This window comes from Aeromonas sp. ANP5 (assembly GCF_963870295.1).
GTDB classification, from domain to species: domain Bacteria; phylum Pseudomonadota; class Gammaproteobacteria; order Enterobacterales; family Aeromonadaceae; genus Aeromonas; species Aeromonas veronii.
The window spans coordinates 1-24,918 of record NZ_CAWMRY010000041.1; the positions used below are offsets into that span (position 1 = coordinate 1).

Consider the following 24,918-nt stretch of genomic DNA (forward strand, 5'->3'; position numbering starts at 1 on the left):
CGGGACACAGACATAAAAAAAACCGGCCAAAAGGCCGGTTGAAACAGTTCAGGCTTGTCAGGTGACAAACGTATCCAGCGGATGAGAGTCGCTTTCCACTCCTTGTGAAGCACAACCCTCTTGGTTACGTGCGGCTACTTTATGCCATTCACACTGAATCGAGGCTGAACCATGGATGATCCCGCCTCGTTCCCCTTTTCAATCAGATAGTGATCCCCATCGACTGGCGCAAGTAAGCGCCCGCACCGAGCAGCCCTGGCCCTTCATGGGTGATCAGGAACACCGGGATCTCCTTGAGGTAGGACTTGAAGCGCCCCTTGTCTTCAAAGGCGACCCGGAAACCGGAACCGGTAAAGAACTCCTGGAAGCGCGGCACTATGCCACCTGCGATATAGACGCCGCCAAAGGTACCCATATTGAGGGCCAGATTGCCGGCAAAGCGGCCCATCAGCACGCAGAACAGGCTCAGGGTGCGACGGCAATCGAGGCACTCCCCGGCCAGTGCGCGCTCGGTAATGTCTTTGGGGGCAAACGGTTCTGGCTCACGGCCATCGGATTTCACCAGCCCGCGATAGAGATTGACCAGGCCCGGGCCGGAGAGGAAACGCTCTGCCGAGACATGGCCCAATTCGCCTCGCATTACTTGCAGCACCGCATCTTCCTCTTCGGTGTTGGCAGCAAAATCCACATGACCACCTTCACCCGGCAGGCTCAGCCACTGCTCACCCGCCTTGACCAGATGGGAGACCCCAAGGCCTGTGCCTGCACCATAGATGGCGATGGGCTTGCCCGCTACCGGCGCGGCGCCGCCAAGCTGGATGCGATCCGATTCAGCCAACACCGGCACAGCCATCGAGACCGCAGTAAAGTCGTTGATCACTTGCAGGCGTGCCAGCCCGAGATTGCTCTGCATCTCGCTGATGGAGAACTCCCAGCTGTGGTTGGTCATGGCAACCCAGTCACCGTTGATGGGGCAGGCGATGGCGATGCAGGCTTCAGCCACCTGAACCTTGTGTTCCTCCAGATAGAGGCGTACCACGGCTTCAAGGGTGGGATGGGCCAGACCTGAGTAGGTCTTTGCCTGAGAGATAGTACCGGTGGCCAGCTCACACAGGGCCAGACGCGCATTGGTGCCGCCGACATCGCCGACCAGCGCATGGGTATGCTGCATAACAACTCCTTCGTTACAGGATGGGGACGACTCTGGTGTCCCGAGATTATTGTTGGATTATGACGGCCCATTCTATCCGAGCTCAGGCTTGCTCACCCGCCGGATCGATACAAACGTGCGCCTGCTCACAGTGTTGTTGCTTTGCAACATTTGTAAGCGCTTTCATGGCAAGGTGACGTTTTGTAACGAAAAGTACGAAATAATTAGAGATGAGTCATACTTTGTATGGCAGGCGTTAGTTGCGATAACCGCTTGTCTTGTATAGTCCTTAGCTTGAATGGAAACTTGCTTAGCCGTAGATTGAGTGCAAAGACACTGAAGCTAAATTACAAAAACGCCTGGTGGTGATGATGAATACCCTTGATAAAATTACGAACAACTTGGAAAGTTTCAGTAAATCAGAACGCAAGGTTGCCGAGGTGATCCTGGCGTCTCCCCAGACCGCCATCCACTCCAGCATCGCCGCTCTGGCCAAGATGGCCGACGTCAGTGAACCGACCGTCAACCGCTTTTGCCGCCGTCTCGATACCAAGGGCTTTCCTGATTTCAAACTCCATCTGGCCCAGAGCCTGGCCAATGGCACCCCTTACGTAAATCGTCATGTGGAAGCGGAAGATGGGCCGGATACCTACACCGCCAAGATTTTCGAATCCACCATGGCCTGTCTGGATGCCGCCAAAAACAGCCTGGATATCTCTGCCATCAACCGCTGCGTCGATATCCTGACCCAGTCCAAGAAGATCAGCTTCTTCGGCCTTGGCGCCTCCTCTGCCGTTGCCCGCGATGCCCAGAACAAATTCTTTCGCTTCAACATTCCGGTAGTGAGCTTTGACGATATAGTCATGATGCGCATGAGCTGCATCAACAGCAGCGAAGGGGATGTTGTGGTGCTCATCTCCCACACCGGCCGCACCAAGGCGTTGGTCGAGATCGCCGCGCTGGCTCGCGAGAACGACGCCACCGTGATCGGCATGACCGCCAAGGACTCCCCGCTGGCCCGAGAGTGCAATCTGGTGCTCTCCATGGATGTGCCGGAAGATACCGATGTCTATATGCCGATGGCATCCCGCATCGCCCAACTGGCGCTGGTGGATGTGCTGGCGACCGGTTTTACCCTGCGCCGGGGGATGAAATTTCGCGAAAATCTGAAGAAAGTGAAAGAGGGATTGCGCGAATCCCGCTTCGAAACCCCGCACTCTTCCTGAACCGTCGGGGGCTCCGGCCCCCGACTGTCTATGCCACCCGCCTTGGTGTAGTATTGTAATTTAATAACAAAAACCACCCAGATGGTTTGTAAACGGGTGCATCGAGCCATGGGCTTGATGGGGCAGAATCTCAAGTCATATCAACTTCATATTGGAGTCTTTCATGCCTAGACGTACAAAGATTGTAACCACACTCGGTCCGGCTACCGACCGCGAAGGGATCCTCGAAGGGATCATCCGCGCCGGGGCCGACATGGTGCGGATGAACTTCTCTCACGGCACTGCTGAAGACCATATCCTGCGCGCCAATCAGGTGCGTGACATTGCTGCCAAGCTCGGTCGTCACGTCGCCATCATGGGGGATCTGCAAGGCCCGAAAATCCGTGTTTCCACTTTCAAGGATGGCAAAATCTATCTGGCCATCGGTGACAAGTTCATTCTCGACGCGGCACTCGGCAAGGGTGAGGGTTGCCAGGAGCAGGTTGGCATCGATTACAAGAGCCTGCCAGACGATGTGGTTCAGGGCGACATCCTGCTGCTGGACGATGGCCGTGTGCAGCTGAAGGTCGAGCAGGTTGAAGGCACCCGCATTCACACCACGGTGACCGTGGCCGGGCCGCTCTCCAACAACAAGGGCATCAACAAGAAAGGGGGCGGTCTCTCAGCTCCGGCCCTGACCGAGAAAGACAAGGAAGACATCAAGACCGCTGCCCGCATGAATGTGGACTATCTGGCTGTCTCCTTCCCGCGCTGTGGCGATGATCTGCGTTATGCCCGCGAGCTGGCCCGCGAAGCCGGTTCCAATGCCAAGATCGTGGCCAAGGTTGAGCGCGCCGAAACCGTCGCCACCGATGAGGCGATGGAAGACATCATCCTCGGTTCCGATGCTGTGATGGTCGCCCGTGGCGATCTGGGTGTCGAGATCGGTGACCCCGAGCTGGTTGGAGTACAGAAGAAGCTGATCCGCCACTCCCGTCGTCTGAACCGTGTGGTGATCACCGCGACCCAGATGATGGAATCGATGATCAATGCGCCGCTGCCGACTCGTGCAGAGGTCATGGACGTGGCCAACGCCGTGCTGGATGGTACCGATGCGGTGATGCTCTCCGCCGAGACTGCCGCCGGTCAGTTCCCCATCGAGACCGTGACCTCCATGGCTAGCGTCTGTGTCGGTGCCGAGAAGCACCCGAGCCTGAACGTCTCCAACCACCGCATGAGCTACACCTTCACTTCCGTTGAAGAAGCTGTAGCAATGTCCACCATGTATGCGGCCAACCACCTGGAAGGGGTGAAGGCGATCGTGGCACTGACCGAGTCCGGCACCACTCCGCTGCTGATGTCCCGTATCAGCTCCGGTCTGCCGATCTTTGCCATGTCTCCCCACAACAAGACCCTGGCCTGGACCAATCTCTACCGTGGCGTCACCCCAGTGATGTTTGACGGTGACGAGACCAAACCGGTCTACGAAGTGTGCCGCGATGCGCTGGCCGTGCTCAAAGAGAAGGGGCTGCTGCAAAGCGGTGACATGGTGCTGCTGACTCACGGTGACAAGATGGAAACCGTGGGTAGTACCAACACCTGCAAGGTGATGATGGTCGAATAAGCCCGTCCGGTTTTACTGTGCTTAACAAGGCTGCTCCTCTTTGATGAGCAGCCTTTTTGTTAACTGCTGTCGGGCTGTGGCGGGATAAACAGGACTCAATGATTGCTTAACCGGATTCCCCTTCCGATAATGCGGGAGTGATTTTCAGCGGGTAGCCTGTTGTAGGTGATCGTCCCAGGTAACCCAGACACTCGACAATACGGGAGTGAAAAGATGAACAAGCGTAACTGGTTGCTGGCCTTGTCACTGAGTCTGGCCTTCTCACCCTGTTATGCCGACTGGGCCAAGCTCAAGGCCGCAGCGTCCGATCTGGGAGCGGCAGTGAGCGAGACCAGCAAGGAGGTGTGGCAGGATGTCAGCGATTTCTCCAAGAAGAGCTGGGCCTCCATCTCGGCCTGGGGAGAAGAGGCGTTCAATACCGCTGGGGTCTGGACCGACAAGAGCATCGCGACCGGCAAGGAGTGGCTGAAGGCGGCCGACAAGGAGCTCAACGAGATGCTCAACCCCAAGACGGCGAAAGAGGCGAGGATCGCGCTCAATACCATGGCCGACACTGCACTGATCCGGTTGTTCAACGAGCAGCCATCAGCCAAGTTGTTGTTTGACAAGGCTTATGGTTATGCAGTGTTCGATTCGCGCAAGTTCTCCCTGATGCTGCATACCAATCAGGGGGCCGGGGTGGCAGTCAATCGCAAAACCGGCAAGCACACCTATATGAAGATGTTTGGTGCGGGTCTGGCGGCCGGGATTGGCGGCAAGTTCTATCAGCAGGTGATCCTGTTTGAAGACAAGGCCAGATTCGATGCCTTCGTGACCCAGGGGTGGGAGGCTACCTCCGAAGTGGGCGTGGTGGCAGGCAAGGAGAGCGCCGAACTGACCGCCAAATACAATGGCGGCATGGCCATCTACCAGATTGGTGAGAAGGGCCTGCTGCTCGATGCCAATATCTCCGGCTCCAAGTACTGGATTGACAAGGACTTGACTGAAACGAGCCGCTAATCCCGCCATTATCGGTTGCTCACTGCATGCCATACGCTTGTCGTGATCTCGCAAACAGGCCCGCAATGCGGGCCTGTTTGTTCTCTTGGTGTCAGTGGGCTGAATAGACCTGCTTGCCCTTGAACATGGTCCAGAGCACCTTGGTCTCCTTGAGCTCTTCGCTTTCTACCTGTTCCAGATTGCGATCCAGCAAGATCAGGTCAGCACTCTTGCCCGCGCTGATGGAGCCAATCTCTTTCTCCCGTCCAATTACCTTGGCGGCGTTGAGGGTATAGGCCTGCAAGATGGCCTGACGGCTGATCTGCTCGCTGGCGGGGGGCAGCAAGCCAAGCTCCCCTTGACGAGTGATCGCGGTATACATGGCGAGGAAAGGGTTGGGGCTGGAGACCGGCCAGTCACTGGCCCCGGCGATAATGGCGCCGCTTTGCAGCAAGCTGCCTGCCGGATAGAGGCGGGCTAGCAGTGCCGGAGGCACTTTTCCCTCAAGCAACAGGGTGGTCGCCACGTTTTTCCCGGCCCACAACAGTTGCATCGATGCGGCCACATTGAGCGGTTTGAAGCGGGCAATGCTGGCCGGGCTCACCACCTCCAGATGGGTGATGCTGTGCAGCAGGCTGTGATCCTGATTGTGGGCCCGGGCATAGGCGATGGCATCGAGGGATTCACGGACGGCCCGATCGCCGATGGCATGAAAGTGAGCGATAAGTTGATGGGCATCCGCGGTGCGGATCAGCTCGTTGAAACGCTGCTTGTCCAAATCGTCCTTGCCGCTGTAACCGGGACGGTTGAGGTAGGGTTCGCTCAACTTGGCGGTCTGGGATGGATACTCGATGACACCATCCTGCAGGATCTTGATCCCCACCAGTTTCACGTCCGGGGCATCTTGAAACTGCTGTTGCAGCGCCAATACGTCATCAATGATGGCGGGTGATGCATGTATCCCCACCAGTGCCAGTGCGGACACATGTCCGGTCAGCTTGCCTTCCCGGGAGAGCATGCTGTACGCCGGCAGCAGGCCGGTATCGCGGCGATCCGGCTCGGCGTTGAAGATGGGGGCGAGGGGGCGAATGTTGCTGATAGGGTCCATCCAGGCGGTAATGCCCACCTGATTGAGTTGTTTGGCGGCAGTCATGATGGCACTGGCAATCGTCTCGTCGCTGACAGGTGGCAGCGCCTTGAGGATGGCATCCCAGCCGCCTTCCGAGGCAAAGCCATTGAGCTTGCCGGATGGGGTGAGGCCAAAATTGCCTTTCAGCGGAGCATAACGACCGGCAAGGGTGTCGGCATCAATGCCAGCCTTGCGCAGCATGGCCTGATTTGCCCAACCGGTGTGGGCATCCGAACCGGCCAGTACTACGGGTATTTGCTGGTATTGCGGGCCATTGAACACCTGATCGAGCAGGGGAAGCTGATGCCAGTAGTCGAGGGAGACATTGCTGTATAGCTCTATATCGCCCAGTGTCAGGCGGGGGTCATCCTTGCTGCGGGTCAGAAATTGCTGCACCTGCTCAACCTCACTCATGGCATCGGGAAAGTTAACTGTCATCCCCTGAAAACCGGCAAATGCCGCATGAACATGGCTGTCGATGAGCCCTGGCATCAGGTACTTTCCTTTCAGATCAAGACGCTTGGCATGGTTGCCGAGGCGGGCGCTGACCTCCTGATAGCTGCCGACTGCCACTATCTTTTTACCTTCAATGCCGACCGCTTCCGGGTGAGGGTTCGCCGGATCACCACTGTAGATGGTGCCGCCAAAGATCAGCGTCTGGCTCTGTGACTGGGCATTGGCGGCAGCGGGAAGCGTTACCAGCAGGCTGGCTAGAAACAGCGTTTTGATATTCATGGGCATGACTCCGTCGCTTCGGTGCCCGAAGGCACCGAAGTGGGTAAATGGAAATGAGGTATCGGCTTATCGGTTGATCAGCGGGATACAGATATCAAACACGTAATGATCCCGGTCGGGGTCCGTGCCTGCGTGGTATTGCTCGTAACACGGGCGATCGTCGCAGTTCAGCCCTTGGCCCACTACCCAGCGAAACGCCGTTTCCCAGCAAGCGACCAGTTGATCGCCGCGAGCGATAAACTGACAAACCGCATAGGGGCCCGCTGCGATGGTCTGGGTGGTTAACTGGCGCCCAGCGGGGATCTCTGGCCCCAGCTCGATGCAGACGTCAGTACGGCAACGGGTCTCATCAGTGATATCGGGGATATCCCAATAGAGACTCAGGGTACCCGCCGGTGTCATCGCCTCGTCTGAGGCGAACAGCGCGAGCAAATCCCGATGAGCTTGCTCGCAGGTCTCTTTGCCATAGGGACCCAGGCGGCGCATGTACGCCACGCGCCGGGCGGGCATCTGCCTGACGCTAGCCCCCTGCAACAGACCCGGGTGTTCGGTGACCGGGTGCATGACCAGGCCATCATAGGTGTCAAAGGGAAGGGGATCGTTTCCAATCTTGCTTTTCCAGTTTCCCCCCTGCTGCTGGCGGTATTCCGAAGGGCTCATGGCGAAGTGCAGGCGAAAGGCCTTGGCGAAATTCTGCGAGCTGGAGAACCCGGCGGCCAGTGCGAGGGTGGTGATGTCGCTTTGGGGGGAGGCTAACAAGCGACGGGCAGCGCGCTCCATACGCAGGCGCCGGGTAAATCCGGCAATGGTCTCGCCGACCATCGTCTTGAAAATACGGTGGAAGTGGAAGGTGGAGATGGCCGCCGCCGCTGCGACCTCATCCAGGCCCGGATTGTCATCCAGATGGTGGCTGATGTAGTCCATCGCCTTGAACACGGGTTTGCGATAATCCAGATCGGACTCCTTGCCAGCCAGCAAAAGTGGGCGTCAGAGTCGGATTTAATCAGAGCCATCTGCCGTTGTCGAACCCGTCCAGCCTGGTCAGGCCACTCATCCGTGTCATGCTTTAACGCATTGGCACTCTAATTGCTTATTGCATGCCAGCGTCAATGATTTGTCTGGGGATGGAAAATGGAAATTAGTGCAAGCAGCCTGATGCAAGAGATGCAGGCGCTCAAGATCGAAGCAGGCGCAACGCCGCTGGCACAACCCGGTCGTCAGGTAACCTCCGACTTTGGTCAGCTGCTGCAACAGGCGCTTGGCAACGTCAACGAGCTGCAAGGCGCCGCCAATGACCTTCGCACCCGTTTCGACATGGGTGACAAGTCGGTGGATCTGGCCGAGGTGATGATCGCGGGCCAAAAATCGTCCATCGCCTTTGAAGCCACGGTACAGGTGCGCAACAAGATGGTCGATGCCTACAAGACCATCATGAACATGCCGGTATAAGCGACGCCAATAAACCATGACGACTGAACATCATGAACATGTCAGCAATAAGGACATAAATCGTGGCTACTGACCAAAACGGCGATCTGCTGATAAACGATGAGGGCACCGCCGCCCTCGATGAAAATGAGCAGAAGAGTTCGGCGCTGGGCTTCCTGTCCAACACCGATGTGCTGCGGCAAATCACCCTGATCCTGGGGCTTGCCATCTGTCTGGCCATCGCGGTGTTTATCCTGCTGTGGGGCAAGGAGCCGGATATGCGTCCCCTCGGCACCTACACCACCCAGGAGCTGGTGAAGACTCTCGACTTCCTCGATCAGCAGAAGATCCCCTACGAGGTGGATGGCAAGAGCGTGCTGGTCAACGCCGAAAGTTACCCCACTATCCAGCTGGCCCTGACCCGTGCCGGTCTTGCCAATGCCACCGATAGCAACATCGGTGGTGAAGATATCCTGCTCAAAGATTCCAGTTTCGGCGTCAGCCAGCGGATGGAGAGCGAACGTCTGAAACTGAGCCGCGAGCGTCAGCTGGCGAGCGCCATCGAGCAGTTCCAGAATGTGGCCAAGGCCCAGGTGCTGCTGGCCATTCCGAAAGACAACGTGTTTGCCCGCAACGAACGTAAACCCAGTGCCACCGTGGTACTCAACCTGAAAGGGGCGGCGCTGGGGCAGGGGGAGGTGGACTCCATCGTCGATATGGTCGCTTCCGCCGTGCATGGCCTTGAGCCGACCCGCGTCACCGTCACCGACCAGAATGGCCGTCTGCTCAACTCCGGCTCGCAAGACCCGATCTCGGCCCAGACTCGCAAAGAGTTTGCCATGCAGCAGAAGCAGGAGCTGGAGTACAAACAAAAAATTGACGCCATTCTGATCCCGGTGCTGGGGGCCGACAACTATACGGCGGAAGTGGATCTCTCCCTCGACTTCTCCCAGCAGGAGCAGACCCGCAAGACTTACAACCCTGACTTGCCTGCTGTGCGCTCCGAAATGACCATGGAAGAGAACAGCGCCAGCGGCAGCAACGGTGGTGTGCCCGGCGCCCTCTCCAACCAGCCCCCTGCCGCCTCCAATATTCCCGAGGAGGCGACCGGTGGTGATGGTGCCAGCGCTGCCGCTTCTGGCCGTTCCCGCAAAGAGGCGACTCGCAACTTCGAGCTGGATACCACCGTCAGCCATACCCGTCGCCAGATGGGTGGCATTCGCCGCATGACCGTCTCGGTTGCCGTGGATTACAAAGCAGTACCCGGTGCCGACGGGGCCGTGACTCGTGAGGCGCGCACCCAGGCAGAACTCGATACATTGCGCCGTTTGCTGAGCGGTGGTCTTGGCTTTGATGTGACCCGTGGTGATACCCTTGAGGTGGTCGCGATTCCGTTCAATCGCCCAGAGCTGGATACCGTGGCCGAGGTGCCGCTCTACGATCAGCCCTGGTTCTGGCGTGCGGTGCGGATTGCCGCCTCGGTACTGGTGATCATTGTCTTGATCGTCACAGTGGTTCGCCCCATGCTCAAGCGACTGCTCTACCCGGATGCCAAACCGGAAGGGGAAGTGGATTTCGACAACCACACCGTACTGGGTGGCGACGACGAGTTGAGTCTGCTGTCAGCACAAGTCGAGAACGATCAGGTATTTGGTGTACGCGATGGCCAGCTGAAACTGCCGGATCTGCACCGTGACGAAGACTTGCTCAAGGCGGTACGTGCGCTGGTGGCGAACGAGCCGGATCTGGCCGCTCAGGTCATTAAAGAATGGGTAACGAACAAAGATGCCTGAAGAAAAGAAGAGTCAAGTCACCGGCAATGACATCACCGACAGTCAGCGCCAGATCCTCGACCAGATGTCGGGAATGGAGATGGCTGCGGTGTTGATGCTGAGCCTCAATGAAGAGGATGCCGCCCAGATCTTCCGTCATCTCGAGCCCAAGCAGGTGCAGCGGCTCGGTATGTCAATGGCCTCCATGTCCGACTTCAGTCACGATCGGGTGGCTGCGGTGCACCGTCAATTCATCGACGATATCCAGAAGTACACCAACATCGGTATCGGCAGCGAAGACTTCGTGCGCAAGGCGTTGGTGGCGGCCCTTGGCGAGGACAAGGCGAGCAACCTGGTGGACCAGATCATTCTCGGTTCCGGCGCCCGTGGCCTCGATTCGCTCAAGTGGATGGATGCCCGTCAGGTGGCCAGCATCATCCAGAACGAACACCCGCAGATCCAGACTATCGTGCTCTCCTATCTGGAGCCGGAGCAGTCCGCCGAGATCCTGAGCCAGTTCCCGGAGCAGGTGCGCCTCGATCTGGTGATGCGTATCGCCAACCTCGAAGAGGTACAACCGGCAGCACTGCAAGAGCTGAACGACATCATGGAGAAACAGTTCGCCGGTGCGGCCGGTGCCCAGGCAGCCAAGATGGGCGGCCTGAAAGCAGCCGCCAACATCATGAACTACCTGGATACCAACATCGAAGGCCAGCTGATGGACTCCATCCGCGAGTCGGACGAAGAGATGAGCCAGCAGATCCAGGATTTGATGTTCGTGTTCGAAAACCTCATCGATGTGGACGATCGCGGCATCCAGACCATGCTGCGGGAAGTGCCGGGGGATCTGCTGCAACGCGCCCTCAAGGGCTCCGACGATCAGATGCGCGAGAAGATCTTCAAGAACATGTCCAAACGGGCGGCCGAAATGCTGGCGGACGATCTGGAGGCCATGGGGCCGATCCGGGTCTCCGAAGTGGAAGCGGCCCAGAAAGAGATCCTCTCCATCGCCCGTCGTCTGGCGGATGCCGGCGAGATCATGTTGGGTGCCGGTGGCGGTGAGGAGTTCCTCTAAGCCATGGCCCATAAACAAAACCGCGATGCCAAGCCCGCATCAGGCAGTGGTGAGGAGCCGCGCAAAGCATGAACAACAAACTGCGTGGTTATGTGCGCCCCGAGGGTGATGATGCCCGGGTTGAGACCTGGGGCTGGCCCGAGATGGAGGTCGAGGTGGAGGCGGGAGCGCCTACCAATGCCCTCGGCCTTGCCCCTGACTGGTATCAGCAGGAAGAGGAGGTGGTGGAGCCGGAGCCCGAACAGGAGCCGGCCCCCAGCATCACCGCCGAAGAGCTTGAAGCGATCCGTCAGGCCGCCTGGGAAGAGGGAATGGCTGAGGGGCGCGAGTCCGGTTATGCCAAGGGTATGGAAGAGGGCAAGCTGGAAGGATTGCAACAGGGCCACTCTGCCGGTCTCGAACAGGGGCGCGAGGAGGGGCTGGCCATGGGCCGCGAGCTGGTGGAGCAGGAGATTGCCCACTGGCAGGGGCTCGCCGCGCGCCTTGCCAATCCGCTTAACGAGCTGGATCAGGCGGTGGAGCAGCAGTTGGTCTCGCTGGTGATGCAACTGGCCCGCGCGCTTATTCGTCACGAAGCGGAGACCACCCCACGCATTTTGCTGGAGGCGCTTAAAGAGGGGCTGGCCTTGCTGCCTGCCGCCGAACAGGGGGTAACTCTGATGTTGCATCCCGACGATATCGCGCGAATCGAACAGGCATTTGGCGCCGAAGAGTGCGCCAAGCGCCACTGGCGATTGCAAAGCGATCCCACCCTCTCTCCCGGCGATCTGCAACTGGCGACCGAGCTATCCAGCATCGATTTGACCCTCTCCGGTCGCATCGATCAGTTGCTGCGTAACTTCTTGCGGGACAATGCGTCGCAGAAACCGGCTTCGCAGGACTCACGTCCATAACCGATGCCGGACGTTGCCGTCCGGCTGCACTTTTTAGCTCTCAGGAGGCCAGATGAGCGGCTCGCTACTGAACCGGTTGCAAGGGTACAAGGTACGCGACAGCGCCCCCAAACCGCCGGTCGCCGGCAAATTGACCCGGGTGGTGGGGCTGACCCTCGAAGCCATTGGCTGCCGCGCCGCCATTGGTGCCCTCTGCCGTATCGATACCCTTGATGGGACGCTGGAGGCTGAGGTGGTCGGCTTCTCTGGCGATCGCCTCTATCTGATGCCGAGCGAGCAGCTCAAGGGGGTGATCCCCGGTGCCCGAGTGGTGCCCATTACCGAAGAGCACGGCATTCCGGTTGGGATGAACCTGCTCGGTCGGGTCATCGACGGCATCGGCCAGCCACTCGATGGCCTCGGTCCCATTCTCTCCTCCCAGACCGTGCAGTTTGCCCAGCACCGCATCAACCCGCTTTCTCGCCGCCCAATCCATCAGCCGATGGACGTAGGGGTACGCGCTATCAATGCTGTGCTGACGGTGGGGCAGGGCCAGCGGATGGGGTTGTTTGCCGGTTCCGGTGTCGGCAAATCGGTGCTGCTTGGCATGATGACCCGTGGCTCGGTGGCGGATGTGGTGGTGGTCGGCCTCATCGGTGAACGGGGCCGGGAAGTGAAAGAGTTTATTGAAGACATTCTGGGAGAGGAGGGGCGAGCCCGCTCCGTGGTGGTAGCGGCTCCCGCCGACGCCTCGCCGCTGATGCGGCTAAAGGGGTGTGAAACGGCGCTGGCCATTGCCGAATATTTCCGCGATCAGGGGCTTAATGTGCTGCTCTTGATGGATTCACTGACCCGTTATGCCCAAGCCCAGCGTGAAATCGCGCTGGCGGTGGGCGAGCCGCCTGCAACCAAGGGCTATCCACCGTCGGTATTTGCCAAATTACCGGCGCTGGTGGAGCGGGCGGGTAACGGCAGTGACGGCCAGGGCTCCATCACGGCATTCTTCACCGTACTGACCGAGGGGGATGACCTGCAAGATCCCATTGCCGATGCGGCGCGGGCGATCCTCGATGGCCACATAGTGTTGTCGCGCGAATTGGCTGATGCGGGGCACTATCCAGCCATCGATATCGAAAAATCCATTAGTCGGGTCATGCCCATGGTCACCTCGCCGGAACATATGGATTTGGCGCGTACCCTCAAGCAGTTCTACTCCCTTTATCAGCAGAACCGTGACCTCATCACCATCGGTGCTTACAGCCAGGGTTCCGATCCGCGCATCGACCGTGCCATCATTCAAAAACCCTATCTGGATCAGTTCTTGCAGCAGGGGATGCGCGAGGTCATTCACTACGATGATGGCCTGCAAGCCTTGCAGATGGTGGCGATGCCATTGATGCGCTGATGATGGTCGGTAACAGAGAGGTCGACGATGAGTAAAGGGTTGGTATTGTTGGCCGATCGGCTGGTGGAGGCGGAGCAGCAGTGTGCGCTGGCGCTGGTGAAGGCGCAGCAGGATCTCAAGCTGTTCATGGATCAGCAAAATGCCCTCAACCAGTACCGCCAGATCTATCACCAGCAGTGGACCGATCGCGGCCTGCAGGGGATTTCGCCCCAGCAAAATACCCAGTATCACGCCTTTATCAACAAGCTCGAACAGGCAGCGACCCAGCAGTACGAAGGGGTGTTGCAGGTGCGTCAGGCGCTGGAACAGCGCCGTGAAGAGTGGCTGGCGGCCCAGCAGCGGCGCAAGGCGGTAGAGCTGTTGCTGGATAAGCAAGCGAGCCGCGAGCAGCAGAAAGCCCAGCGTCAGGAGCAGAAGATGCTGGATGAGTACGCCATGTCGCGACGCTTTCATCAATCTGGCCTGTAACTTGCTTTGATATGGACATTGTCGGCGGCCATCTCTTTGGGGGCCACCAGAATTCAGGGATCCCATCATGATGCAGACACTGTTGACACAAACGCCTTCGGCTCCGGCCAACGGGTTGGACAAAGCGCCTCTGAGCGGTTCCGTCGAGAGCAAAAGTATCGATGGGGGAACCGGCAGCGACAGCAAGGGGGATTTCGCCACCCTGATTGCCAAGGCCCGGAACAGCGAACAGGGCGCTGCCGAGGCTACTCAGGGCGGTAACCATGTCCGATCAGCCAAATCTTTGGCGACCGAGAGCGCCTCTCCCAAAGAGGAGACCGGCAAGGAGCAGGATCCTGACGCCGACAACAAGGTGGAGGAGGTCCCTGCCACCGACTTTCTGCTGCGCCTGCAAGACTCCCTCAAGCTCGATACCTCGCTAGTGACTCCCCAGCTGGCGGTGGCGGCCCAACAGAGCGCCACTGCGGTAGACGGCAATCCGTTGCCGCAAGAGGGTGAGCTCGAGGGGATTGTGCTTGATGAAGGCGAGCAGACTCCTGCCGCTGCCAGGATTGCCCAACAGCTTTCAGGTCAGACCGGGGCGCAGTCGCCGCTGGCGACGACCGCCAACTCGACTTCAGAAACCACCGTATCGTCCTCAGCGGCGCGAGTGGTGGCACAGGGCGATGCCTCTGCTGCCGTTCTCTCCTCTGAAGGTGAAGATGCCGCCACTACTGCGGATGAGCAGACCGGGGAGAAAGCCTTTGCCAAGGGCGAAACCCTCGGGGCAGATGGCAAGCAGACCAAGCCCCTCACGGGGGTAGAGCGAATGGCCCTGCTGGCCAAGGTGCTGCCGGTCGATGAGTTGGCAAGCACCGCCAAATCCGCGGAGTCTCTCGCTGCAAAAGAGGCTGGCGACAGCAAATCCGATCCCGCCGCCAGCAATGCTTTGACTAACAAGGGGCAGGCGATGCAAGCCGCGACTCAGGGGGCTGCGCTCAAGGCCTTCAGCGAGGGGCTCAAGCAGCCTGAGGCGGGCGCTGCAACCACTTCAGCAACTGCGGATGGAAGTGGGGTAGCTGGAAAGGGGGCAGAAAAGAGTGCTGCCGAGGGAAGCCAGCAGCCAGCCACCGCCGCGAATCAAGGTTCGGCGCCCGTGACGACGGCTCAAAGTGCCGCAGCCCAGAGCAGCGTGACAGCAAATGCGACGGCTCAGACCGATAGCGCTGCCGCCCCCGTGATGGTGGCGCCACAGCAGGTGTTGGCACAGGCTGAATCTCAGGGGCCGCAAGCGCCGTTGTCGACCATTTCAGCCGGCATCAAACAGATGGAAGTAACGGGCACCGACGAGGTACGCAAAGCGGTGCAGCTGGAGGTAAAACCGAAGGCCGGTGAGGCGGAGAAGAGCCTGGTTGCGACGACATCTAGCAGTGAGAGCAGTCCGAGCCAGACCGTTCAGCATGGCCAGAACAGCCAGACTCAGCCACAGGTAGCCGATAGCCGGGCGCCCGCCGCTGAGACGACGCTGCGCCGTGAGCCGCAGAATTTACCCCATTTGAAACTGGCCAGTCAGGAAGCACCTGCCGAATTGCACCAGAAGGTCAATGTGATGTTGGCCGAAAAACTGCAACAGGCGGAAATTCAGCTCGACCCCCTCGGCCTTGGCAAGATGAAGATCCAGATCCAGATGGGAGCCGACAGCCAGGCCAACGTCCATTTTGTGGTACAACATGGCCAGACCCGCGAGATGCTGGAGCAGGCGATGCCCCGGCTGCGTGACATGCTGGCAGGGCAGGGGATCCAGCTTGGTCAGACGCAGGTACAGCAGCAGTCGCAACAACAGCAGCAACAGGGCCAGCCCACCTTTAACGGGCAGGGGCAGCAGGGTCAGAGTAGTGGTCAGCAGCGGTCCGGTAACGGGCTGGTTGAAGGGGAACTCACCACATCTAACCCCAGTTTGCTGGTGGAATCGACAAACGGTTCCGGAATTGATTTCTATGCTTGATGCAATCCCGAGTAAGTTTATGATATCGAACAAGTTTGAGACTAGGGTGGACAAGGGATGGCTGACGATAACGAGTTGACGCTAAAAGACCCGGCTGCGGGCAAGAAAAAGAAGCTGATCATTATCATTGCCCTGGCGGTAATTTTGCTGGGCGCTGGTGGTGCTGGTGCCTTCCTGATGCTCTCCGGCTCCGATAAACCGCCCGCTGAAGCGGCGGAAGGTGCCGAGGCCACACCCAAGGAGGAAGCGCCTAAACCTTCCCTCTATGTCGGTATGCCGCGTCCCTTTGTTTTCAACGTCGCAGGTGCCCAGCGAGATCGACTGGTGCAGATCAAGATCCAGCTGATGGTGCGCGGTACCGCCGACGAGACGCTGGCCAAACAGAATATTCCCCTGATTGAAGGCACCTTGCTGCGGGTATTCAGCGCAGCCAGTGCCGAACAGCTGATGACCTTTGAAGGCAAGGAGAAGCTGCGCAAGGATTCACTGGAAGAGTGCCGTCGGGTGCTCAAGGACCTGGTCTCTTCCCCCGTTATCGAACAAGTGCTGTTTACCGGCTTTGTAATGCAGTAGGTGAAGCGTGAGCGATCTGTTAAGTCAGGACGAAATTGATGCCCTCTTGCACGGTGTCGATGATGTCGAAGAGGAAGAGATAGGCGGCGCTGGAGACCCCGGCGTAGCCCAATTTGACTTCTCCTCCCAGGACCGCATCGTCCGTGGTCGCATGCCGACGCTGGAGCTGGTGAATGAGCGTTTCGCCCGCCATATGCGGATCAGCCTGTTCAACATGATGCGTCGTACCGCCGAGGTCTCGATCAACGGCGTGCAGATGCTCAAGTTTGGCGAGTATGTTCATACCCTGTTTGTGCCGACCAGTCTCAACATGGTGCGCTTCCGCCCGCTCAAGGGGACGGCGCTCATCACCATGGAGGCCAGACTGGTCTTCATTCTGGTGGAGAACTTCTTCGGTGGCGATGGTCGTTATCACGCCAAGATTGAAGGGCGCGAATTTACCCCGACCGAGCGGCGCATTATCCAGATGCTGCTCAAACTGGTGTTTGAGGATTACAAGGATGCCTGGGCGCCGGTGATGGACGTGGGGTTCGAGTATCTCGACTCCGAAGTGAACCCAGCGATGGCCAACATCGTCAGCCCGACCGAGGTGATCGTGGTCAGCTCGTTCCACATCGAGCTCGATGGTGGCGGCGGCGACTTCCACGTGGCGATGCCTTACTCCATGCTGGAGCCGATCCGCGAGCTGCTGGACGCCGGTGTGCAGAGTGACAAGGGGGATACCGACGTACGCTGGAGCAAGGCGCTGCGTGACGAGATCATGGATGTCAAGGTAGAGCTGCGCGCCAAGCTGCTGGAGACCGAACTCACCCTGCGTGAGCTGATGGAGCTGCGACCTGGCGATATCATTCCGGTCGATATGCCGGAAAATCTGCTGGTTTTTGTCGAGGACTTGCCCACTTTCCACGCCAAGATGGGCCGCACCAAGGATAATGTGGCGCTCAAGATCACCGACAAGCTCAAACGTCCTGAAGGGGTCAAGACGGAGATGCATCTGGTGACCCGGGGCGGGGTACGAATTGATGGCGAGGCCGAGCTGGAAGAGCTCGAGCGCAGTATCGAAGATCAACAGCGATAATTGACGGTTTATTACGGTAAACGGTCACGAAGTAGCATAAGGAAACAAGATGAGCGGAACTGAGGAAGAGGATCTGATGGCTGATGCCTGGGCTGCGGCTCTGGAGGAGCAGGTGACGGCGGAAGCCAAGCCAGCCCCGCTGGAAGAGTTGAAAGATGATGCCCCCATCAGTGCCGAGGAGCGTCGCAAGCTCGACACCATTCTCGATATTCCGGTCACTATCGCCATGGAGGTGGGCCGCAGCCAGATCAGTATTCGCAACCTGTTGCAGCTGAACCAGGGCTCGGTGGTGGAGCTGGATCGTGTTGCAGGCGAGCCGCTGGATGTATTGGTCAACGGTACCCTGATCGCTCACGGCGAGGTGGTGGTGGTGAACGACAAGTTCGGTATTCGCCTGACCGACGTCATCAGCCAGATTGAACGGATCAAGAAGCTTAAATGATGCGCCTCCTGTTGTTATTGCTGCCTGTTCCGGCCTTTGCCGAGACAGCGGCATCTGCCAACGTGCCTAGTCTGAGCTCCTGGTTGCTCTCCAGTCTGATGGTGATTGGTCTCATTCTGGTGCTGGGCTTTCTGCTCAAGAAGAGCAAGCTGGCGACCGCCATGGGTGGCGGCCAGATGCGGGTCATCGCCTCGTTGCCGGTGGGTTACAAAGAGAAGCTGCTGGTGGTCAAGGTGGGCGAACAGCAACTGCTGGTCGGCGTAACACCGCAGCAGGTCAACTTTCTCTACCGGCTGGAGGAGCCGCTGGACGAAAACCAGCCGCAGGCGTTTTCCCAGCAGCTTGGCAAATTGATGGGCAAGCATGAAAAAAGCTAACGGCTTATGGCTGAAAACGGGGCTGCTGGTCAGCCTGCTGATACCACTGTTTTGCTCTTGGCCTGCGCTGGCACAGGATGCCATGTCGGCGGTGACCGTCAAGACCATGGGGGATGGCTCTCAGGAGTACAGCCTGACCCTGCAAGTACTGGCGCTGATGACCGCGCTCTCCTTCTTGCCGGCCATGGTGATCATGATGACCTCGTTTACCCGCATCATTGTGGTGTTGGGTATCTTGCGCCAGGCGATCGGTCTGCAACAGAGTCCCTCCAACCAGGTGTTGATCGGCATCGCCCTGTTTATGTCGTTCTTCATCATGTCGCCGGTGCTGGATCGCATCAATGATGAGGCGTTGCAGCCCTATCTGGCCGAAACCATTCAGGCAAAGGAGGCGCTGGAGCGGGCCGAGTTGCCCATCCACCAGTTCATGCTGGCCCAGACCCGGATCAAGGATCTCAATACCTTTATGGAGATCGCCAACGTGCAGGTGGAGAAACCTGCCGATGTGCCGCTACGGGTGCTGATCCCGGCGTTTGTCACCAGCGAGCTGAAAACCGCCTTCCAGATTGGTTTTATGCTGTTCTTGCCATTTCTAGTCATCGATCTGGTGGTCGCCAGTATTCTGATGGCGATGGGGATGATGATGCTCTCGCCGATGATCGTCTCGCTGCCCTTCAAGTTGATGCTGTTCGTGATGGTGGATGGCTGGAATCTCATTCTGGGGTCATTGGCCAACAGTTTCGGACTGGGTGCCGGTTAGCCGGTCGAGCGCAAGGAGCCCGAACATGAGTCCTGAAACCTTTGTCGACGTCTTTCGCGAGGCGCTCTGGCTGGTCAATATCATGGTCAGCGCCGTGATCCTGCCCAGCCTCGCTATCGGGCTGGTGGTAGCCATTTTTCAGGCGGCCACCTCCATCAACGAACAGACCCTGAGCTTTCTGCCCCGTCTTATCGTGACTCTGTTTGCGCTGGGGGCGGGCGCTCACTGGGGTCTGCAGAGTCTGATGGACTTCTTCATACTGATGGTCAATCAAATCCCCGAGGTGGTGGGATGACCTACACAACCGCTCTGATCATGGAGTGGTTGTCTTCCATCCTCTGGCCGCTGGCGCGGGTGAGCAGCCTGCTGATGGTGATGGCGGTGTTCGGCAGCCGCCTCGCTCCTGCGCGGGTACGGATGGGGCTGGCTCTTGCCATCACCTTTCTGATTGCCCCGCTGCTCCCGAAAATGCCTTCAATTGAACTCTTCTCGGCCGGCAGTTTTCTGGTATTGGGCCAGCAGTTGCTGATCGGTATTGCCCTTGGTCTGATGACCCAGTTTCTGATGGAGAGCTTCGTGATGGCCGGTCAGGTCATCGCCATGCAAACCAGCCTCGGCTTTGCCACCTTGGTGGATCCGATGAATGGCCAGTCGGCCCCCGTGGTGGGGCAGTTTTATCTGATGCTGGCGACCCTAGTGTTTCTGGCGCTGGATGGTCATCTGGTGATGCTGCGGCTGGTGATCCTCAGTTTTGAGACCTTGCCGGTGTCGGACTCAGGGCTCACTTTACCGGCCATCCGTACCCTGATCGGTTTTCTCGGTGTGATGTATCAGGCTTCACTGGTGATGGCCCTTTCTGCCATCGTCGCCTTGCTCTTAATCAACTTCGCCTTTGGTGTCATGACCCGGGCGGCGCCGCAACTCAACATTTTCAGTATCGGTTTTGCGGTCAGCATGATGTCGGGTCTGCTGATCCTCTGGCTTACTATCGGCGGGTTCCTCGGTCACTTCGACATCATGTGGGAGCGGGTGCAGGAGGTCAGCTGCGAGCTGATCAACACCCAGTGCTTCGGGGGCGCTCATGGCTGATACCGACCAGGAACGTACCGAACAACCCACGGGCAAACGACTGCAACAGGCTCGTGAAAAAGGGCAGATTGCACGTTCAAAAGAGCTGGGGACCGCTAGCGTTCTGCTCTCGGCGGTCTTTGGCCTGTTGATGCTCAAGGGCTCGCTGGCGACCGCCATGGTCAAGGTTGTCACCATGGGCTTTACTCTGGACAGGGAGCAGGCTTTCGATCCCAATGCCATGATCGCCATGCTGCCGGCGCTGCTGGGGGAACTGGTGCTTCCGCTGGGACTCTTGTTTGCACTGGTGGCGATTGCCGCTTTTATCGGCAACTCCCTGATGGGGGGGATGAACTTCTCCACTGAAGCCATGATGCCCAAGATGAGCAAGCTGAGTCCACTCAGCGGCATCAAGCGAATGTTCGGGGTGCAGTCACTGATTGAGCTGGTCAAATCCATCGCCAAGGTGGTGTTCATCACCCTGTTTGCCTGGTGGATGTTATCCAGCCAGTTCAATCACCTGCTCAACCTCTCCATGGAGGGTTTCCCCGGCGGTATTATCGATGCGCTGGAGTTGTTTCTCTGGATGTTGATCATCCTCTGCTGCGCCCTGCTTCCCATCGTTGCCATCGACGTGCCGTTCCAGCAGTGGAACCACATGCGTCAGCTCAAGATGACCAAGCAGGAGGTCAAGGACGAGTTCAAGGACAGCGAAGGTAAGCCCGAGGTAAAGGGCAAGATCCGCCAGTTGCAGATGCAGATGGCGATGCGTCGAATGATGGGGGATGTACCCAAGGCTGATGTGGTGATCACCAACCCGACCCACTACTCGGTAGCGCTCAAGTATGATGCGGGCAAACCCGGTGCCGCGCCCAAGGTCGTGGCCAAGGGCACCGATGAAATTGCAATGAAGATCAGGGAGATCGCCAGAGAGTACGAGATCCCCATCATGCCGTCACCAGCCTTGACCCGGGCTATTTACCACTCAACCGAGCTGGGCCACGAGATCCCGGAAGGGCTGTTTGCGGCGGTTGCCCAGGTGCTCGCCTATGTCTTCCAGCTCAAGAAATTCCGCCGTGGTCAGGGGCGCCGTCCCCAGCCGCTGGCTAAAGATCTGCCTATTCCGACCGAATATCGGAAATGACAAAGTTCTGACGTAGTCAAAATAAATCCATTGCATTTCAATGTCTTGTATTGTTGGCTTGATGTTTGCTTTAATCTGGCACCAGCAGGTTGAAATTGAGAAGCGCGATGGAATTCAAGGCAGTATTGGGCCAGTTCAAAGAGTACCGGGGAGTATTGGGCAAAGGCCTTGGTACCCCTCTACTGGTATTGGCCGCGCTCGGCATGGTGGTGTTACCCATCCCGCCGCTGATGCTGGACGTGCTCTTCTCCTTTAACATTGCGCTCTCCATCGTGGTGCTGCTGGTATCCGTCTATACCCGCCGCCCCCTCGAATTTGCTGCCTTCCCGACCGTACTGCTGCTCGCTACCTTGCTGCGGTTGGCGTTGAACGTTGCCTCGACCCGGGTGGTGTTGCTGGAAGGTCATAATGGCAGTGCGGCGGCCGGCCATGTGATCGAGGCGTTCGGTAACGTGGTGATCGGCGGCAACTATGCGGTCGGCATCATCGTTTTCACCATCTTGATGATCATCAACTTTGTGGTGATCACCAAGGGTGCCGGGCGGATCGCGGAAGTGAGTGCCCGTTTTACCCTTGATGCGATGCCGGGCAAACAGATGGCCATCGATGCCGATTTGAACGCAGGTCTCATCAATCAGGAAGAGGCGAAGAAGCGTCGTCAGGATGTAACCCAGGAAGCTGACTTCTACGGCTCCATGGATGGTGCTTCCAAGTTTGTCAAAGGGGATGCCATTGCGGGCATCATGATCCTCTTTATCAACATCATCGGCGGCTTCATCATCGGGATGATGCAGCACCAGCTGACCTTCAGCGAATCTGCCGAGATCTATACCCTGTTGGCCATCGGTGACGGTCTGGTGGCGCAGATCCCCTCCCTGCTGCTCTCCATCGCTGCCGCCATCATAGTGACCCGTCAGAATACCGATCAGGACATGGGTACCGCAGTACTAGGCCAGCTGTTTGACAATCCCAAAGCCCTGATCATCTCGGCCGGGATTCTGCTGATGATGGGGCTGGTGCCGGGGATGCCGCATTTCGCCTTCCTGAGTCTGGGGGCTCTTGCCGCCGCTGGCGCCTGGTGGTTGCTGCGCCGCGAGAAACTGGCGGCCGCCAAAGCGGCTAAGGGCGAGCTGCTGCCTGCCACTGCCGAACAACCTCATGAGCAGAAAGAGCTGAGCTGGGATGATGTGATGCCGGTGGACATCATCGGGCTTGAAGTGGGTTATCAGCTGATCCCGCTGGTGGATCGCAATCAGGGTGGCGAACTGCTCAACCGGATCAAAGGGGTGCGCAAGAAACTCTCGCAAGAGCTGGGCTTTCTGGTCCCGGCCGTCCACATTCGCGACAACCTGGATCTGGCGCCAAACCAATACCGCATCACCTTGATGGGGGTCAGTACCGGCGAGGCCAATGTCTACCATGATAAGGAGATGGCCATCAATCCGGGGCAGGTGTTCGGCCAGATCCAGGGGATAGCCACCCGGGATCCCGCCTTCGGACTGGAAGCGGTCTGGGTTGCCAAGGAGATGGTCTCTCAGGCACAGACACTGGGGTATACGGTGGTGGATACCGCGACCGTGGTGGCTACCCATCTGAGCCAGATCCTGACCAACCATGCGGCTCTGCTGCTGGGTCATGACGAGGTACAACAGCTGCTCGACATGATTGGCAAACATCAGAGCAAGCTGGTCGAAGGGCTGGTGCCGGAAGTGATCAGCATGGGTAACCTTGTGAAGGTATTGCAGAATTTGCTCAATGAAGGCGTGCCAATCCGCGATATGCGCACTATCCTGCAGACCCTGGTTGAATACGCACCGCGCAGTCCGGATCCGGAAGTGCTCACGGCCGCTTGCCGGATTGCCCTGCGTCGCCTGATTGTGCAGGAGATTGCAGGCCCCGATCCCGAGCTGCCGGTGATTACCTTGGCGCCGGAATTGGAACGTATATTGCATCAATCCCTGCAGGCTGGTGGCGGTGATGGTGCCGGTATTGAACCGGGTCTGGCAGAGCGGATGCAGCGTTCGCTGGTGGAGGCCACTCAACGACAAGAATTGGAAGGCCAACCGGCCGTGCTTCTGACATCGGGGATCTTGCGCAATACCCTGGCGAAATTTGTCAAGAATGCCATTCCTGGATTGCGCGTTCTGTCTTATCAGGAAGTGCCCGACGACAAGCAGATCCGCATCGTCAGTGCGGTAGGGCAGAACTAGTTAGCGGAGACGACGGGTGAAGATTAAGCGGTTTTTTGCCAAGGATATGCGAACGGCTCTGGCCGAGGTCAAGGAGACTCTCGGGCCGGATGCCGTCATTATGTCCAACAAGAAGGTCACCGGAGGGGTAGAGATAGTCGCCGCAGTCGATTATCAATCCCAGGTCCCGGGGCCCAAAGATGCGCCGGTTCGCCGTCAGCTGAACGATGAGAGCGTCAATATTTCGTCTGCTGCACGGCAGATGATCCGCCCCGAGCCGACGCCGGCGAAGGAGCAGAACGAACATTATGCCGATACCCTGGCCGCCTTGCTGGCGCGCCAGCAGAAGCTCAAGCCGGGCAATGGGGCGCCAATGGGCAATACCCAATCGGCCGGGCTGGCCGCTGCCAATGCAGCGCCCAGAACATTGGCCGAGCAGGGGCAGTGGGGCGCCGCTCCGGAACCTGCCAAACCCAAGGCCCGGGTTGCCTCCGGCCAGCGCGCCCCTCAACCTGCCCAGCGGGATCAGGAGATGGAAGGGATGCGCAAGGAGATGGCCAGCATCCGCAAACTGCTGGAGCATCAGATATCCGGGCTGATGTGGCAAGAGGTGGAGCGCCGCGAGCCGATGCGGGCCCTGCTGATCAAGGAGCTCAAGAAGCTGGGCTTTGACGATGCGTTTGCCGATCAACTGGCGGGACTGATCCCCGAAGATATGTCCATCCATCAGGCGATGGCCCAGTTGGCCGAGGTGCTGACGGCCCAGCTCAAGATCAGTGAGGACGAGATCATGCGTCAGGGCGGCGCGGTGGCGCTGCTTGGCCCGACCGGGGTGGGCAAAACCACCACTATTGCCAAGCTGGCGGCCCGTTTCGCCATGAAGTATGGTGCCGAGCAGGTGGCGCTGATCACCACCGACAACTACCGGATTGGTGCCCATGAACAGCTGCAGACCTATGGTCGCATCATGGGGTGTCCGGTGCGGCAGGTGCGTGATGCAGAAGAGCTGGCCAATGCCCTTTATCAGTTCCGCCACCGTCGGCTGGTACTTATCGATACGGCCGGGGTGGGTCAGCGGGATATCCGGCTGACCGAGCAGCTCGATACCCTGGTCAAGAATGCCAAGGTGCGGATCCGCAGTTATCTGGTGATGTCGGCAACTTCCCAGCGTCGGGTGATGCAGGAGGCGGTTGACCATTTCCGGCGTATTCCATTAAGCGGCTGCATACTTACCAAATTGGATGAAAGTCTGAATCTGGGCGAAGTGATTAACGTGTGTATCCAGAATTCATTACCCATCAGCTATATCACTGATGGACAAAGGGTTCCGGAAGATATTCAGGTTGCCAATGCGGCGCAGCTCGTCGGAGCTGCCATGGGCTCGCTGGAGCGAGAAACAGAGGAGCCCTATTTCTGGGGCGCAGGCTTTGGCGAGGCCGAAGATTCGGAGTTTTATGAGTAA

At 58.5% G+C, this 24,918-nt stretch carries 23 protein-coding genes; 20 read left to right on the forward strand and 3 right to left on the reverse strand.

Annotated elements, in window-relative coordinates; genetic code table 11:
• Positions 1-202: 202 nt before the first annotated feature.
• Entirely contained in the window at positions 203-1,171 is a 969-nt protein-coding gene (glk, locus tag AACT07_RS18890; protein WP_069529523.1) for a glucokinase, read from the reverse strand.
• 350 nt (positions 1,172-1,521) lie between these two features.
• Here glk and AACT07_RS18895 point away from each other — a divergent pair, with 350 nt between their 5' ends.
• From AACT07_RS18895 to befA, 3 genes are all read left to right on the forward strand, one after another.
• Entirely contained in the window at positions 1,522-2,376 is an 855-nt protein-coding gene (locus AACT07_RS18895) for a MurR/RpiR family transcriptional regulator (RefSeq protein WP_005334759.1), read from the forward strand.
• A gap of 163 nt (positions 2,377-2,539) precedes the next feature.
• Positions 2,540-3,979, forward strand: a complete 1,440-nt coding sequence (gene pyk / locus AACT07_RS18900) for a pyruvate kinase (protein ID WP_005362071.1) — start codon at positions 2,540-2,542, stop codon at positions 3,977-3,979.
• 213 nt (positions 3,980-4,192) lie between these two features.
• Positions 4,193-4,978, forward strand: a complete 786-nt coding sequence (befA, locus tag AACT07_RS18905; protein WP_064340915.1) for a beta cell expansion factor BefA — start codon at positions 4,193-4,195, stop codon at positions 4,976-4,978.
• 91 nt (positions 4,979-5,069) lie between these two features.
• Here befA and AACT07_RS18910 read toward each other — a convergent pair whose 3' ends face one another.
• Positions 5,070-6,821: an amidohydrolase gene (locus AACT07_RS18910; protein WP_069529524.1), complete on the reverse strand. Its 1,752-nt coding sequence runs from the start codon at positions 6,819-6,821 to the stop codon at positions 5,070-5,072.
• Between the two features lie 66 nt (positions 6,822-6,887).
• Positions 6,888-7,799, reverse strand: coding sequence for an AraC family transcriptional regulator (locus AACT07_RS18915; protein ID WP_171902786.1), 912 nt, complete (start codon positions 7,797-7,799; stop codon positions 6,888-6,890).
• A gap of 153 nt (positions 7,800-7,952) precedes the next feature.
• Here AACT07_RS18915 and fliE point away from each other — a divergent pair, with 153 nt between their 5' ends.
• The 17 genes from fliE (at position 7,953) to flhF (ending at position 24,918) form a co-directional block, all read left to right on the forward strand.
• Entirely contained in the window at positions 7,953-8,270 is a 318-nt protein-coding gene (fliE, locus tag AACT07_RS18920; RefSeq protein WP_005362062.1) for a flagellar hook-basal body complex protein FliE, read from the forward strand.
• Between the two features lie 62 nt (positions 8,271-8,332).
• Positions 8,333-10,042 (forward strand): flagellar basal-body MS-ring/collar protein FliF, encoded by a 1,710-nt coding sequence (gene fliF, locus AACT07_RS18925; RefSeq protein WP_005334750.1) that lies wholly within the window; start codon positions 8,333-8,335, stop codon positions 10,040-10,042.
• Positions 10,035-11,096, forward strand: coding sequence for a flagellar motor switch protein FliG (fliG, locus tag AACT07_RS18930; RefSeq protein ID WP_005334749.1), 1,062 nt, complete (start codon positions 10,035-10,037; stop codon positions 11,094-11,096). Before fliF ends, fliG begins: the two co-directional genes overlap by 8 nt.
• 68 nt (positions 11,097-11,164) lie before the next feature.
• Entirely contained in the window at positions 11,165-11,989 is an 825-nt protein-coding gene (gene fliH / locus AACT07_RS18935; RefSeq protein ID WP_069529526.1) for a flagellar assembly protein FliH, read from the forward strand.
• Between the two features lie 52 nt (positions 11,990-12,041).
• Positions 12,042-13,373 carry a flagellar protein export ATPase FliI gene (gene fliI / locus AACT07_RS18940; RefSeq protein ID WP_005334747.1) on the forward strand — a complete coding sequence of 444 codons (1,332 nt, stop codon included), beginning with the start codon at positions 12,042-12,044 and terminating at the stop codon, positions 13,371-13,373.
• A 27-nt stretch (positions 13,374-13,400) separates the two neighbouring features.
• Positions 13,401-13,841: a flagellar export protein FliJ gene (gene fliJ / locus AACT07_RS18945; RefSeq protein ID WP_069529528.1), complete on the forward strand. Its 441-nt coding sequence runs from the start codon at positions 13,401-13,403 to the stop codon at positions 13,839-13,841.
• Positions 13,842-13,908: 67 nt separating this feature from the next.
• Positions 13,909-15,825 (forward strand): flagellar hook-length control protein FliK, encoded by a 1,917-nt coding sequence (locus AACT07_RS18950; protein WP_069529529.1) that lies wholly within the window; start codon positions 13,909-13,911, stop codon positions 15,823-15,825.
• A 57-nt stretch (positions 15,826-15,882) separates the two neighbouring features.
• Complete coding sequence (gene fliL, locus AACT07_RS18955; protein ID WP_069529534.1) at positions 15,883-16,398, forward strand: flagellar basal body-associated protein FliL; 516 nt, start codon at positions 15,883-15,885, stop codon at positions 16,396-16,398.
• Between the two features lie 7 nt (positions 16,399-16,405).
• Complete coding sequence (fliM, locus tag AACT07_RS18960; RefSeq protein WP_005334736.1) at positions 16,406-17,476, forward strand: flagellar motor switch protein FliM; 1,071 nt, start codon at positions 16,406-16,408, stop codon at positions 17,474-17,476.
• Positions 17,477-17,525: 49 nt separating this feature from the next.
• Positions 17,526-17,918, forward strand: coding sequence for a flagellar motor switch protein FliN (fliN, locus tag AACT07_RS18965; protein ID WP_005298791.1), 393 nt, complete (start codon positions 17,526-17,528; stop codon positions 17,916-17,918).
• Complete coding sequence (gene fliO / locus AACT07_RS18970) at positions 17,915-18,295, forward strand: flagellar biosynthetic protein FliO (RefSeq protein ID WP_005362049.1); 381 nt, start codon at positions 17,915-17,917, stop codon at positions 18,293-18,295. Before fliN ends, fliO begins: the two co-directional genes overlap by 4 nt.
• Positions 18,282-19,055, forward strand: a complete 774-nt coding sequence (gene fliP / locus AACT07_RS18975; RefSeq protein ID WP_005334729.1) for a flagellar type III secretion system pore protein FliP — start codon at positions 18,282-18,284, stop codon at positions 19,053-19,055. Before fliO ends, fliP begins: the two co-directional genes overlap by 14 nt.
• Before the next feature lie 25 nt (positions 19,056-19,080).
• Positions 19,081-19,350: a flagellar biosynthesis protein FliQ gene (gene fliQ / locus AACT07_RS18980; RefSeq protein ID WP_069529536.1), complete on the forward strand. Its 270-nt coding sequence runs from the start codon at positions 19,081-19,083 to the stop codon at positions 19,348-19,350.
• Positions 19,347-20,144 (forward strand): flagellar biosynthetic protein FliR, encoded by a 798-nt coding sequence (gene fliR / locus AACT07_RS18985; protein WP_069529538.1) that lies wholly within the window; start codon positions 19,347-19,349, stop codon positions 20,142-20,144. The genes fliQ and fliR overlap by 4 nt, the downstream gene beginning before the upstream one ends.
• A complete protein-coding gene (gene flhB / locus AACT07_RS18990; protein ID WP_069529539.1) occupies positions 20,137-21,267 on the forward strand; it encodes a flagellar biosynthesis protein FlhB in 1,131 nt (376 codons plus the stop codon). The genes fliR and flhB overlap by 8 nt, the downstream gene beginning before the upstream one ends.
• A 107-nt stretch (positions 21,268-21,374) precedes the next feature.
• Positions 21,375-23,477 (forward strand): flagellar biosynthesis protein FlhA, encoded by a 2,103-nt coding sequence (gene flhA / locus AACT07_RS18995; RefSeq protein WP_005353675.1) that lies wholly within the window; start codon positions 21,375-21,377, stop codon positions 23,475-23,477.
• Between the two features lie 16 nt (positions 23,478-23,493).
• Positions 23,494-24,918: a flagellar biosynthesis protein FlhF gene (flhF, locus tag AACT07_RS19000; RefSeq protein WP_069529541.1), complete on the forward strand. Its 1,425-nt coding sequence runs from the start codon at positions 23,494-23,496 to the stop codon at positions 24,916-24,918.